This is a genomic window from Paenibacillus sp. GCM10027627 (assembly GCF_042675505.1).
Lineage (GTDB): Bacteria > Bacillota > Bacilli > Paenibacillales > Paenibacillaceae > Pristimantibacillus.
Genome location: NZ_JBHTHB010000006.1, coordinates 280,493 through 294,980 on the forward strand (window position 1 = coordinate 280,493; position 14,488 = coordinate 294,980).

General features: G+C 50.1%; 8 protein-coding genes. 6 read left to right on the forward strand and 2 right to left on the reverse strand.

The window, feature by feature from the left end:
- The first annotated feature begins 114 nt into the window (after positions 1-114).
- The 3 genes from ACFQZE_RS20790 (at position 115) to ACFQZE_RS20800 (ending at position 3,288) form a co-directional block, all read left to right on the forward strand.
- Positions 115-1,014, forward strand: coding sequence for a carbohydrate ABC transporter permease (locus ACFQZE_RS20790; RefSeq protein WP_379360636.1), 900 nt, complete (start codon positions 115-117; stop codon positions 1,012-1,014).
- The gene (locus tag ACFQZE_RS20795) at positions 1,014-1,847 is read left to right on the forward strand and encodes a carbohydrate ABC transporter permease (RefSeq protein WP_379360638.1); all 834 of its coding nucleotides are present in this window, start codon (positions 1,014-1,016) and stop codon (positions 1,845-1,847) included. Before ACFQZE_RS20790 ends, ACFQZE_RS20795 begins: the two co-directional genes overlap by 1 nt.
- A gap of 136 nt (positions 1,848-1,983) precedes the next feature.
- A complete protein-coding gene (locus tag ACFQZE_RS20800) occupies positions 1,984-3,288 on the forward strand; it encodes an ABC transporter substrate-binding protein (protein ID WP_379360640.1) in 1,305 nt (434 codons plus the stop codon).
- A 141-nt stretch (positions 3,289-3,429) separates the two neighbouring features.
- On the opposite strand, the gene ACFQZE_RS20805 is transcribed toward ACFQZE_RS20800, so the two are convergent.
- Positions 3,430-4,302 carry an alpha/beta fold hydrolase gene (locus ACFQZE_RS20805; RefSeq protein WP_379360642.1) on the reverse strand — a complete coding sequence of 291 codons (873 nt, stop codon included), beginning with the start codon at positions 4,300-4,302 and terminating at the stop codon, positions 3,430-3,432.
- Between the two features lie 633 nt (positions 4,303-4,935).
- Between ACFQZE_RS20805 and ACFQZE_RS20810 the strand changes: the two genes are divergently transcribed.
- From ACFQZE_RS20810 to ACFQZE_RS20820, 3 genes are all read left to right on the forward strand, one after another.
- Positions 4,936-7,260 carry a helicase C-terminal domain-containing protein gene (locus ACFQZE_RS20810; RefSeq protein WP_379360644.1) on the forward strand — a complete coding sequence of 775 codons (2,325 nt, stop codon included), beginning with the start codon at positions 4,936-4,938 and terminating at the stop codon, positions 7,258-7,260.
- 420 nt (positions 7,261-7,680) lie between these two features.
- Positions 7,681-9,429 (forward strand): ABC transporter ATP-binding protein, encoded by a 1,749-nt coding sequence (locus tag ACFQZE_RS20815; RefSeq protein WP_379360646.1) that lies wholly within the window; start codon positions 7,681-7,683, stop codon positions 9,427-9,429.
- A gap of 20 nt (positions 9,430-9,449) precedes the next feature.
- On the forward strand, positions 9,450-11,483 hold the full coding sequence (locus ACFQZE_RS20820) for an ABC transporter ATP-binding protein (RefSeq protein ID WP_379360648.1): 2,034 nt from the start codon (positions 9,450-9,452) through the stop codon (positions 11,481-11,483).
- A 1,114-nt stretch (positions 11,484-12,597) separates the two neighbouring features.
- Here ACFQZE_RS20820 and ACFQZE_RS20825 read toward each other — a convergent pair.
- Positions 12,598-14,343, reverse strand: coding sequence for a methyl-accepting chemotaxis protein (locus tag ACFQZE_RS20825; RefSeq protein WP_379360650.1), 1,746 nt, complete (start codon positions 14,341-14,343; stop codon positions 12,598-12,600).
- Positions 14,344-14,488 lie beyond the last annotated feature (145 nt).

Consider the following 14,488-nt stretch of genomic DNA (forward strand, 5'->3'; position numbering starts at 1 on the left):
CGATAAGCGTCGTAGAGGTCAATATATTCCACCTAGCTGTTCATCATCCTCCGTCGCTGGCGAGCGGGCAGCCGCTTTATACTGAATGGACAGAAGAATGAGAGGATGATGACAATGGCAAAGGCAGTGCGGCGTTCCAAGGGCCGAGGCGAATGGCTCCAGCAGACGGTGTTTGTAGGGCCGGGGTTGCTTGCTTTTATCATAATTGTGCTGGCTCCGTTTGCGATGGGTTTTTATTATACATTTACGGAATGGAACGGTCTAGATTTAAATGGCGCGAAATGGATTGGGATGAAGAATATCGAGCGTATCTTTACCGATGACCCGCGCTTTTGGCAGGCGTTTTGGTTTACGGCAAAATTTACACTGGCGGCCGTTCTGATCACAAATGCGGCGGCTTTCCTGCTGGCGCTGCTGCTGACGCAAAAGGTAAAAACACGTAATGTTTTGCGAACGGTCTTTTTCCTTCCAAACGTTATCGGCGGGCTCTTGCTCGGCTACATCTGGTATTTTATTTTTGTACGCGGCTTTCCTGCTGTGGGCGAGGCGATGGGTATCGGATTTTTTAAGCTGCAATGGCTCGGAACGCCGGATACCGCCTTTTGGGGCATCGTCATCGTTTTTGTTTGGCAGACGGCGGGGTATATGATGATTATCTATATCGCCGCGCTAATCGGCGTGCCGAAAGACTTGCTGGAGGCAGCACGTATTGACGGTGCTGGCAGGTTTCAACTGCTTCGATCCGTTCTGGTGCCCCTCATTATGCCGGCGATTACGATTTGCCTCTTTTTGACCACTTCAAACGCGTTCAAAATGTTCGACCTCAACCTGTCGTTGACCGGGGGCGGCCCGGGCCATTCCTCGGAATCGATTGCGCTAAACGTGTATCGCGAGGCGCTGGTGAATAACCGTTACGGCCTCGGAACGGCGAAAGCGATGATTTTCTTTGCCGCCGTGGCGCTCATTACCATCACCCAAGTGTGGTTTACGAAAAAACGGGAGGTGGAGGCGTAATGAAAACGAAACGTTCTTATACGGCGCTGCTTGGAGTTTACGAGCTAATCGGCATTTTGACCGCGATAGTTTTTCTGGTGCCGTTTTACTTTCTGTTTGTCAATTCGTTCAAAAAGCTGAAAGACATTTTGCTGAATGCCGCCTCGTTGCCGGAAACGCTGGGACTGGACAATTTTCGCAAGGCGTGGGTGGCGATCGATTTTCCAAAGGTGTTTCTAAATTCGTTTCTCATCACGTCCGTGAGCGTGCTGCTCCTTGTGGTCATTAGCTCGATGATGGCTTATCGTTTGGTGCGGCGTCCGACTTTTTTTAACAAGCTGCTGCTTACGGTGCTGGTAGCCGCAATGATTATTCCTTTCCAATCGGTTATGCTGCCGCTTATGCGGGTGACGTCGCTGCTGGAGCTGCGGGGCGAGTTTTACGGAATCGTCATTTGTTATATGGGCTTCGGCATCTCGCTTTCTATGTTTCTTTATCACGGTTTTATTAAATCGGTGCCGGTGGAAATTGAAGAAGCCGGGGTGGTGGACGGCTGCTCGCCGTACGGCGTGTTTTGGAAAATCGTATTTCCTTTGCTGAAGCCAATTGGGGTGACGGTGGCGATTTTGAATGTGCTGTGGATTTGGAACGACTATTTGCTGCCGGTGCTGGTCATTAACGATACGATGACGACCATACCGCTTGCGGTGCAAAAGTTTTTCGGTCAATATTTACGGAAGTGGGATCTCGCCATGGCGGCTTTGACGCTGAGTACGATTCCGATTGTTGTCTTTTTCCTCATGCTGCAAAAACATATTATTGAAGGCATTACGGCGGGGTCGGTCAAAGGGTAAGGCGTCAAAAAGCGATCAACATTTTACACCTAACCGTTCAATATCGTCGGTGTTGTGCCTCGTAGTTGCACAATTATAATGGCGTTGTAAGCGCTGTAATAGGAAGAGAACAAACAATAGCCAGGGAGGTCATAACATGAAAAAAATGATGATGCTGCTCGTATCCGCCATGCTGCTGATTGGCGTGGCAAGCGGTTGCGCAAATGGCAATGCAAATAAGGGATCGGGCTCGGCAGGTACGGATGCGTCCGCACAGCCTTCCGAAGCGCCCAAAAAAGACGTGACGATTAAGGTATTCCAGTTCAAGGTTGAAATTGCGGCGGCGCTGGAGCAACTGGCTAAGGAATACGAAAAGGAAACCGGCGTTAAGGTCGAAATCGAAACTCATGGCGGCGGTGAAGATTACAGCGCCTTGCTCAAAGCTGAGCTCGCAGCGGGCGAAGAGCCTGAAATTTTCAATTCCAGCGGCTGGGCTGGCTTCGATCCTTATGTAGACCGTGCGGCAGACTTGTCCGCCGAGCCTTGGGCTAAAGATTTGGTTGAAGCGTCGAAGGCGCAAATTACTCGCGACGGCAAACTTCTCGGCATGCCGATGAACCTTGAAGCGTACGGATTTACGTACAATAAAGATTTGTTCGCGCAAGCGGGCATTACCGAGCTGCCGAAGTCGCTCGATGAGCTGTCGGCGGTTGCTGAGAAGCTTAAAGCGGCTGGCATTACGCCGTTTGCTCTTACTTCCGAGTGGTGGTCGATGGGTATCCATACGCTTAATATCGCACTCGCTAACCAAGCCGATCCTGCGGCATTTATCGAAGATGTGAAAGCGGGCAAAGCGACGCTGAAAGACGATGCGGTCATGAAGCAGTGGCTGAAGCTGGTCGACATTATGTTTGCTAACGGCCAAGAAAATGCGCTGACGACGGACTACAATACGCAAGTGGCGGAATTCGCCGCTGGCAAATATGCTATGATTCAGCATGGCAACTGGATTCAAGGCATGGTGGACGAAGTTGATCCTGAGCTGAACCTCGGCATGATGCCGGTGCCGCTTTTGGATGCAACGCCAAACGTATTTACCGGTGTGCCGAACAACTGGATTGTCAACAGCAAGTCCGATCAAGTGGAGGAAGCAAAAGCGTTCCTGAATTGGATGGTAACTTCAGAGACGGGCAAGCGCTACATCTCGACAGACTTCAAGTTTGTGCCGGCGCTGACTTCCATTGAGGCTAACCCTGAAGCGGTCGGCGATATCGCCGGTGACTTCGCTGTATTTTCCGGGGCGAATCCTGCCCAGGTGAAAAGCTGGAACTGGGATCGTCTGCCCGACGGCATCACTCAGCAATGGGGCGCGGCGATGCAGGAATACCTCGGCAAACAAATTACGGGCGAGCAATTGCTGGAGAAGCTCGATAAAGCGGTCCAGGACATTGTGAAGAAATAAAATGCCGCTAGAGTAGTTAATAGTTGAAAGGCTGCTCGCAAGCTATGGCTTGCCGAGCAGCCTTTCTGTTGTCAGAGGCGCGTTTAATGCTGTCGAAAACAACGCGGAATGCATGAAAACGGAATACGACCGCGCCGTATACTACAAACCGGATTGCTTTGAACACGTACATTTATTTTCATAGGAAGTATGGCGAACAATGGCCCGCACGACTTCATCCCAATCTCCAAAAGGCAATTCGTGCCCGGTTCCCTCCAAAGGGAGGATAGTCGAATTGGGAATCGCGGCAGCCAATGCCGCTCCGTGTGCGTAAGGGACGAGAGGGTCCTCTGAACCGTGGATAATCAGTGCGGGAACCGCAATTTCCGACGTTCTGGTTAAATAGCCCTCGCCACCGGCAACAAGCGCATGATTGCTCATGGAGGCCAAATTTTTGCCGCGCCGCATTTCCTGCAAGGAGAGCAGGGCTACTCTTTCTTCGTCAATGGGATACTTCCACCCGCTTAATACTTTAGCTTTGGCTACCGCCAGCTCGACAACGGCTTTTTCGTCTGCCCAGTCAACTTCACCGATTGTTAAGAAAAACTCCATCACTTTATCGCTCACTGGCGGAAGGTCCGGAGCAAAGTTCGAAGCCGAAATGAGAGTGACGCTGTCGACCCGTTCCGGATGACGAAGCGCAATCATTTGCGTAAGCATTCCACCCATGGACATGCCGACAAAATGTGCCCGTTGTATGCCATAAGCATTCAAGATTTCGATAGCGTCGTCCGCCATATGTTCAAACGTATAATCAGGCTTGCCAGGCTCGTAAAAGGTGGACCGTCCAACGTCCCGGTTGTCGTAGCGAATAACGAAACGACCTTCATCGGCTAAATAGTTGCAGAAGGCCTCTTCCCACCAAACTAGCGAAGCCTGCGCTCCCATAATGAGCAAAATGGCCGGGTTAGAAGGATTTCCAAAATGTTCCGTATATAGTTCGATTCCGTTTGTATGAATAATTTTCTGTTGCATAAATGATCACTCTCCTCAAGAGAAAAATAAAAAACACAGGCCGGCTGCCTGTGCTTAAAGTAATCATGGGAGATAGGATGTAAATAGATCATGAAACGCCGAATTGAAGGCTGCGCTAAACCCATAACATTCAAGGGCTAGAACGCTAAAACTTCAATTTCTTCAAAGAGGGGCATTTCCTTCGCCATTCCATACCAAAAATTAGTTTTGCATCTGCGAATTTTAATTTCATTTCCGAACGGATCTAAGCCTGAGCTGCATTTACGCTCAAAATATGACCAAGCTCAATCATGGTCAGACTATCCGTTCCAGCAGATGCTAAAATATAGGGTCCCGCAATGGGAAACCATTCTCCGATTACTATGCACAATTAGCCTATAAAATGATTGTCCAACCTTGTGCCAGTGCCGCATCGAAAAATTAGTTTACCACACGTAACCCTCCGTTCTTGTGAATTGTTTCCAATCCTACCATAGCATTTTTGGGGTTGTCAACCCGCTTTCAAAAAAGAAATGTACGCACGGTCCGATTGGACGGCTTCGCCAACTATGTTACAATCGAGAGAACAAATGTTCTTAAGAAGCGAACTCTACGGAACGAAAAAGCGAAGAATGGATCGAAAAAGGAGAAGCAATGGCTGAGACATTTACGGTAGCCTTGTCGGTCAGACATCTGGTCGAATATGTGTTTAGTAGCGGCAGTATTGATGTCCGGCTGCAATCGCCAGATGCCATGCTGGAGGGGACTAAGGCGCATCAGCGGGTGCAGGGAACCTATGGCGACGGGGATCAGAAGGAAGTTTATTTAAAAGCGGGCATCCCATGCGATGAGCTGCTGTTTGAGGTGGACGGCAGATGCGATGGATTGCTGGCAACGGACCCGCTGCCGACCATAGATGAAATCAAGTCATCCAAAGGCGACCTCTCCAAAGTACGCGAAGCTGGGGGCTACGACGTTCACTGGGCGCAAGCATGGTTTTATGCCTACATGTACGCCAAAGAAGCCGGTGTCCCAGCTATGCGCGTTCAGCTTACCTACATCAATACGTTGACGGATGAGACGGTACGGTTCCAACGCGAGGCAAGCATGGAGGAGCTGGAACGCGATATTTTGGATATGGTGCGCCGATTTGCGCCATATGCCAGGCTGCGCAAGCAGCACGAGCGGCGGCGCGACGACAGCATTGCGGCTTTGCCTTTCCCGTTCGAGAGCTACAGGGACGGCCAGAGAAAGCTTGCGGGCGCGGTTTATAAATCAATCGATGAAGGGGTTAGCTTGTTCGCCCGTGCGCCTACGGGAATTGGCAAAACGATCTCCACCATTTTTCCCGCCGTCAAAGCGATCGGAACCGCTCTGTTGCAGCGGATTTATTATGTGACGGCGAGGACGACGACGAGGGCCGCGGCGGAAGATGCGCTTGTGCTGATGGAGTCAAAAGGGCTTCGGCTCCATGCCGTTACGATAACGGCAAAAGATAAAATTTGCTTCCAAGAGGAGACCCGCTGCGAGAAGGAGCATTGCCCTTATGCGGACGGTTATTACGACCGGATCAATGAGGCCGTGATGGACATATTGGAGCAAGAAACGTTGATGACTCGTTCGGTTATCGAAAGTTATGCGCGCAAGCATCGGGTTTGCCCGTTCGAATATTCGTTGGACGTGGCCTATGCTTCCGATATGGCGATCTGCGATTACAACTACGTGTTTGATCCAAGAATTTCGTTCAAACGGCAGTATGGCGAGGCAAAGCGAAAAACGGCCGTTTTGGTGGACGAGGCTCATAATTTGCCCGATCGGGCACGAGAAATGTATTCCGGCGAGCTGACCAAAGCGCCGTTTCTGTCCGTGCAAAGGGCGTTTAAGGGAAGGAATGCGGAAATTAGCGCAGCGGCCAAAGTTGTAAACGATTATTTTATAGCCAAAAGAAAAGAGATGCTGGACGGAAAACCCGCCATTGCGGAAAAAGAAAGGCCGTCGGAGCTAATCCAGAGGACGGAGCGATTTTCGGAAACCGTTCAATCTGTTCTCGACGAAGCGGATGGAGAGCTGCTGGATTTGTATTTTCAAACGCAGCAGTTTTTGCGGGCTGCGAAGCTATATGACGAGCGCTACACCGTGATGACGGAAGTAGGGAGGAACGATGTAAGGGTGAAGCTATTTTGCCTTGACCCTTCGGAGCTGGTGAAGGAGACGGTCAAAGGCTATCGCTCCGCCATCTATTTTTCCGCAACGCTGTCGCCTCAAGGCTACTACATGGACATGCTTGGCGGGGGAGAGCAGGATTATACGCTGTCGCTGCCTTCTCCATTTTCCAGCAGCCAGCTTTCCGTCGCCATTCATCCCGTATCGACCCGCTATCAGGACAGGGCTGATTCTTATAGACCGATTGCCGAGCTGATTGATAAAGCCGTGGATGCCAAAAGAGGCAATTATTTCGTCTTTTTCCCCTCCTACGCTTACATGAACGCCGTTTATGAAGCATATATAGAGCTAATGGGCTTGGATGAAAGCGATGCGGGACCGACTGTCATGCTGCAACGGGGCGACATGGATGAGGGGGAGCGGGAGCAGTTTTTAGCCGCTTTTCAGGCGGGAAGGGAAACTTCGCTGGTCGGTTTTGCCGTGATGGGGGGCGTATTTTCGGAAGGGGTCGACCTGCCGGGCGATAGGCTTATCGGCGTCCTTGTCATAGGCGTAGGATTGCCTCAGATTGGGCTCGAACGGGACACGCTGAAAGCCTACTATCAGGGGCGGGGAAAAAGCGGTTTTCATTACGCCTATGTCATTCCGGGCATGAACAAGGTGCTTCAGGCTGGAGGACGCCTGATCCGTTCAGAGAAGGACTCCGGGACGCTTGCCCTCATAGATGACCGCTATTTAGAATCCGGCTATCGGCAGCTGCTTCCGGAAGAGTGGCAGGAGGCGGTAAAGAATACCTATAACCGTATTATGGATTGACAGTCGTTTAATAGCGATGATAAAGTGACAATTAGATTTCAAAAAATTTCTAAGGGGGATTACGTTCATGCCAACAAACCACAATCACAACATCAAGAATAAGCAATTGAACAACGGCATGATCAATCTAATCCGCCCGCGCATTTCCTGAATAGAAATTTTCTAAAAATTTCGAAGCTTGAGGCGCAGGGTTACGTTGTCGTAATCATGCGCCTTTTCTGAGTCCTCCGAAAGAGAGCCGTTGCCACTGCAATGGATTTTCTTTCTAGGCGGGAGAAAGCGTGTCGTTGCGACGGCATGCTTTTTTTGTTGCTCTTTTTTCATGCGCGACAGGTGAATAAGAGTTAAGGGTTAAGAGCAAGACCGGCACTGCCGAAAAATAGACATGAGGCTGGATCACGGAAGGTGTGGTAAAAAACAATGTTTGGCGTACTGAAAAAGTTAGGATGGTTTTTCAGAAAAGAATGGAAACGGTACACCGTAGCGGTCACGCTGCTTGTACTGACGGGAGTTATCGATATTATTCCTCCATGGCTGCTGGGCTACCTGGTAGACGGCATTAGCCAAAATACGATCGGCACAGCGCAGTTCAACAACATCATGTACCTTTGGATAGGGCTGACGGTCGTCGGGTATTTAATTACTTATGTTTGGCATTATCAATTGTTTGGCGGAGCGTTTGTTCTGGAAAGGCTGCTTCGGTCGAGCATGATGGGTCATTTTCTCCGTATGACACCGACGTTTTATGAGCGCAACCGGACGGGCGACTTGATGGCGCGTTCGACGAACGACCTTGGAGCGGTGTCGACTACGGCGGGATTCGGCATTTTGACGCTGGTTGATTCAACTTTGTTTATGATTACCATTTTGATCGTTATGGCGGCGACCATTAGTCTCAAGCTAACGATTGCGGCGCTTCTGCCGCTCCCGATTATGGCGCTGGCTATGCAATATTACGGGAAGAAAATACACGAGCGCTTTATGGATGCGCAAGACGCTTTCGGCGAGATGAACGATCAGGTGCTGGAATCCGTTGCAGGGGTTCGGGTGACTCGGGCTTTTGTTCAGGAGGAGGCGAGCGAGGCGAGATTTCAAGCGAAGACGGAAGAAGTCCTTGGCAAAAATATCGCCGTTGCCCGCATCGATGCATTGTTTGAGCCTACGATGAAAATTTTGGTTGGACTTAGCTATTTGATAGGCCTTTGCTACGGCGGTTATCTCGTTTTTCATAATGAAATTACGCTTGGCGAGCTCGTTTCTTTCAATATTTTTCTCGGCATGCTCATCTGGCCGATGTTCGCCATTGGCGAGCTAATCAATATTATGCAGCGTGGCAACGCTTCGCTTGATCGGGTGAACGAAACGCTGGGCTACAAGCCCGATGTGAAGGAGTCCTCGTCCCCGGCAGTCGTTGCCGAGCCGAAGATGGTTGAGTTTGACCGGTCAACGTTTAGATATCCTTCTTCGCAAAGCGATAATTTGCAAAACATTACGCTGGATCTGAAGCAAGGCGGGACGCTTGGTATTGTAGGACGCACGGGCAGCGGCAAGACGACTTTGCTTAAGCAGTTGCTGCGCGAATATCCGCTAGGGCAAGGGAACATTCGCATTTCCGGAGAGCCTCTCGGCAATTTGAAAATTGATCAGGTGCTAGGCTGGATCGGTTATGTGCCTCAGCAGCCGATTTTATTTTCGAAGACGATTCGGGAAAACATCCTGTTCGGAAAAGCGGATGCATCGGCCGCCGATTTGCAAAATGCGCTGGAGAGAGCGTCTTTTGCGAAAGATATCGCCTTTTTGCCGGATGGCCTGGAAACGATGGTTGGGGAAAAAGGCGTCGCCTTGTCCGGCGGCCAGAAGCAGAGGGTCAGCATCGCGCGGGCGCTTATCGCCGATCCCGAAATGTTGATGCTGGACGACGCATTGTCCGCCGTTGACGCGAAGACGGAAGCTGAAATTATAGAGGGCATTCGCACCGAACGCGCCGGCAAAACAACGCTTATTACAACACACCGGCTGTCGGCAGTTCAACATGCCGATTGGATTATCGTCCTGGATGAAGGACGTATTGTGGAAGAAGGAACTCATGAGAAACTGCTGACTGGCGATGGCTGGTACAAGGAGCAATACGATCGTCAACAGCTGGAAGCCAAAATAGAGAATGAATAGATAGGAGGCGTAGAAACAAGATGGGCACAACGGGCAAGAGATTGTTTAAATACGCCATGCTGTACAAAAAACCGATTCTAATCGCTATGGTACTGCTCGTTTTGGCGGTGTGCGCGGAGCTTATGGGCCCCCTCATTGCCAAGCGGATGATTGACCAGAACATTTTGGGAATCGAAAAGAAATGGCATGAAGTGAAAGGCGAGCAGCCGTTTGCTGTTCGTTATGGAGAGAAGTGGTACAAACGGGAAGACCGCTTCAAGACCGAGGAAGTCGGGGAAAAAGGAGCCGAGGTTCGCGTTCTTCAAGTCGGGCGCAGCTATTACTTTTTGAACGGGGCGCTTGGTTTGGAGAGTGGAGGACGGGTTGTCCGGGACGGGCAATTAACAGTTACGGATGAGAAAACGGGACAAAGCGCAACTCATCCCGTTGTAAAGCTGACGACGCAGGAGCTTTACAGCTTTTACAAGCCGGAGGTTCCAGGACTGCTTAAGCTGGCCGCTCTTTATTTCGGCTTGCTTATTCTGGTGGCGATTTTCGCATACGGACAGAAGCTTATGCTGCAAACATCGGCGAACAAAATCGTCGCAAAGATGCGGAACGACGTATATGCGCATACGCAGCGTTTGCCGGTCAACTACTATGACAATTTGGCCGCAGGTCAGGTTGTCTCCCGCATTACAAACGATACGGAAGCGATTCGCGAGCTGTATGTGGGCGTGTTGGCGAACTTTTTTACAGGTGCGATTTACATGGGAGCCATCTACGGAGCTTTGTTCCTTTTGGACCCGAAACTTGCGCTTATTACGCTGCCGTTGATTCCGATTTTGATCGTATGGATTATTGTATACCGCAAATTTGCGGCGAAATATAATCGGGTCATTCGAACGAAGCTTAGCGAAATTAACGCTATGATCAATGAGTCGATTCAAGGGATGACGATTATTCAGGCGTTTCGGCGTCAGAAGGAAACGACAAAAGAGTTCGCCGAAATGAACGATCACTATTTTAAATATCAAAATAAATTGCTCAGCCTAAACTCCATTACGTCGCATAATCTGGTCAACGTCGTAAGGAATGTGTTGTTCCTCATCGTCATTTGGATGTTCTGGGGCGGATCGCTTGGCTCGTTCGTAACGGTTGGCGTATTGTACGCTTATATAGACTATATGAACCGGATGTTTGCGCCGATTGTCGGTATCGTAAACCAACTGTCGAACCTAGAGACGGCTCGTGTTTCCGCTGAGCGGGTGTTCAAGCTGATGGATGAAGAAGGCATCGACGTGGCGAAAGGCCGCATGGAGCGTTACAAGGGCAATGTATCGTTTGAAAATGTTACGTTCGCCTACAAAAAGGATGAAAAGGTGCTGAAAAATATTACATTCGAGGCGCGACAAGGTGAAACGGTCGCTCTGGTCGGTCATACCGGATCGGGCAAAAGCTCGATTCTGAACCTTCTATTCCGATTCTATGACATTCAAGAGGGCTCGGGCCGAATCATCGTTGACGGGATGGACGTGCGGGATATTCCGAAGCAAATGCTTCGCCAGCATATGGGTATCGTCTTGCAGGACCCGTTCCTGTTCACGGGAACGATCGCATCGAACGTAAGCCTTGACGATCCGTCGATTACGCGCGAAAAAGTGGTGCAGGCGCTTAAAGATGTCGGCGCATACGACATGTTCAGCCAATTGCCGGGCGGCATTGATGCCCCGGTCATTGAGAAGGGCAGCACGCTGTCCGCTGGTCAGCGTCAGCTGATTTCTTTTGCGCGGGCGCTTGCCTTCGACCCAGCCGTCCTCATTTTGGATGAAGCGACGGCCAGTATCGACACTGAGACGGAAGCCATTATTCAAGAGGCGCTGAACGTGCTGAAAAAAGGGCGCACAACCTTTGTTATTGCGCACCGATTGTCGACTATTCGTCAAGCGGATCAAATTTTAGTGCTGGATCGCGGCGTAATCGTTGAGCGCGGCAACCACGACGCGCTGATGGAGCATCACGGGAAATATTATGCGATGTATGAGCTGCAGCAAGGTTCGGTTCAGCCGGCTTAATAGTGGGGAAGCTGTCCTGAGGCGTCCAAGTTAGAGGTAGAAGTAGAGGTAGAGGTAGAGTTGGTCTGCGGAGGCAATTTGTAGGCAGCCTGCCAAGGGTAGTGCGTTAGGGCAGTGCGAAAGGGCAGTGTGCAAGGACAATCTGCACAGTAAAAGGCAATCTACAAGAGGAAGAACAAGAACAAGAACAAGAACGCTCTCACGGAGCAAGCTATATTGCTTGTTCCGTGGGGAGCGTTTTTTTGTTGGGTGGAGCTTTTTGCATGAGCTAGTGGTTTTTGATACAACTAAATGTCCGAAACAGCGCCGACTGAGAGGTCTAGTGGTTTTTGACACAACTAAATGTCTGAAACGGCGCGGACTGAGAGGTCTAGTGGTTTTTGACACAACTAAATGTCTGAAACGGCACCGACTGAGAGGTCTAGTGGTTTCTGGCACAACTAAATGTCTGAAACAGCGCCGACAGAGCGTTCTAGTGGTTTCTGGCACAACTAAATGTCCGATACGGTGCCGACAGAGCGTTCTAGTGGTTTCTGGCACAACTAAATGTCCGAAACAGCGCCGACAGAGCGTTCTAGTGGTTTCTGACACAACTAAATGTCTGAAACAGCGCCGACAGAGCGTTCTAGTGGTTTCTGGCACAACTAAATGTCCGATACGGTGCCAACTGAGCGGTCTAGTGGTTTTTGACACAACTAAATGTCTGAAACGGCGCCGACAGAGCGGTCTAGTGGTTTCTGACACAACTAAATGTCCGATACGGTGCCGAAAGAGCGGTCTAGTGTTTTCTGACACAAATAAATGTCCGATACGGTGCCAACTGACCGGTCTAGTGTTTTCTGGCACAACTAAATGTCTGAAACGGCGCCGACAGAGCGGTCTAGTGGTTTCTGGCACAACTAAATGTCCGATACGGTGCCAACTGAGCGGTCTAGTGTTTTCTTGCACAACTAAATGTCCGAAACGGCAGCCCCCGAGCACTCTAATGGTTTCTGACACCGCCGCAAGCTAAGCCTAGTCCAAAAAAGCCCCTAAAGCAGTCACATAAACGTGACCGCTTTAGGGGCTTTATTACATCTGCCAATTGCCAATTTAACATTGGACAAAGCAAAGCTTAAGTCTTAAAATATCCAACCGCGTTGTTCAGGTCGCTGGCTAAATTGCGAAGCTGCTCGGAGCTGCTGGCGACCTCCTGCATGGAAGCCAGTTGCTGTTCCGATGCGGCGGCGACGCGCTGGGCATTGCCTGCTGAAGTTTGAGCGATGCCTTCGAGCTCATCAAGCGAAGCAGCGATCTCTTCGCTGCCTGCGGACATTTGCTGGGAGGCCGCAGACACCTCTTGCACTTGGATAGACACTTGTTTAATGGAGTCTACAATTGCACGGAAAGATTCGCCCGCCTGACTAGCAACGCTGGAACAAACTCTTGCTGCGGCGAAAGAATGCTCCATGGAGCCCGCCGCTTCTTTGGATCTGTCGCCGATCGAGTGGAGAATTTGCCCGATTTGAGCGGACGATTCCTTGGATCTTTCGGCCAGCTTGCGGATTTCAACGGCAACTACAGCAAAACCTTTCCCGTGTTCACCCGCACGGGCCGCCTCAATCGATGCGTTAAGTGCCAGTAGATTCGTTTGGTCGGCTACCTCGCCGATCAGACCAAGAATATCTCCGATCCGGTCGCTATGCTCTCTTAATTCGCGCAAAGCTTCAGTCGTTTTTTCAATATTGGCTTCGACTTGCCGCATGGAAAGCTGGGTTTGCTCGATGACGGATTCGCCATCCACGGCAAGAGTAGCCGCGTCCGTGGCAAGCTCGGATACGGATGATGCAGATTCGGCGATCCGCCCGATTCCGATAGCCATTTCGCCCATAGCACGCTGGCATTCTTGGAAACTAAGCAACTGAGCGTCAGAGCCTGATGCAACCTCCTGAATCGCCTCCGTTACTTCTTCCGTAGCTTTCGACGTTTGCTCGGCGCTTTCTTGCATGTTTGACGCGGATTCCGCTACTTCTATCGTACTGCTGCGAATTTCTTGCGTCAGTTTGCGAAGGCTGGCAATCATCGTATTAAACGATTGAGAAACTAAAGCAATTTCGTTTGTTCCTTTAGCGGGAACAGCAATCGTCAAATCGCCCGCTGCGGCCAGCTCGGACATTTCAGCAAGGCGGCGAAGCGGTTTTACAGCTGCTCTTACCAAAATGACAACGATAAGAATGGCGGCAGCCGACAACGCAGCTGCGATAATTAAGTTCTCCAACAATACTTTGTTGAGCTCTGAAGATACTTTTCCATAGTCGAAATCAAGACAGAATAGACCGACGATGTTACCCGTAGAATCGGTGATTGGTTTGACATAACTGATCCATTGCCCGTACGAGTCTGAATATATGCTGGTCCATACTTCTTTTTTCTCAAGAGCGGATTGAATCGCTTTATCGAATGTCGCATTCATGGCGTAGGTTCCGCCCGGCCCGAGATCCGTGTCAACTAATTCTTGATTGCTTTGAAGCATGGTAATAATACGTTTCCCGTCTTCTTCTTTAACTTCCGGCATGTAGATGTAAGCGTTCGTAACCAGCGCATTTCGCACCATGCCGTCAAATTTTTGTTTTAGTACGCCAAACGGAGTTGAGAGGCTCGTTCCACTCACGATCATTTCTTCATGTGCTGCCGATACCAGATCGTCCTCGTATTCAAGCTGATAGCCCAAGGTTTCACCGATATGGTTGATTTCGTCCATCAGGGCTTTCTTCTGCGAATGATAGGACATGAATTGGTTCGCCGCGATCATAACGATCAACAAAACCGTCAGCACGAGGGAACTTGTTACGACTAAGCTTCGATTTTTCCATTTGAACATGAAGGTCGCACCTCTCTAGAGTGTATGTAAAATAAGGGGAGACCCGATTGCCAACCGTATGCTTCCGCGGTTTGATTAACGGCTTGGATCTGCCATATTATCACCATAGCACTTAATTATTAGAGAAGTTCCGTTGCTGTTGTTA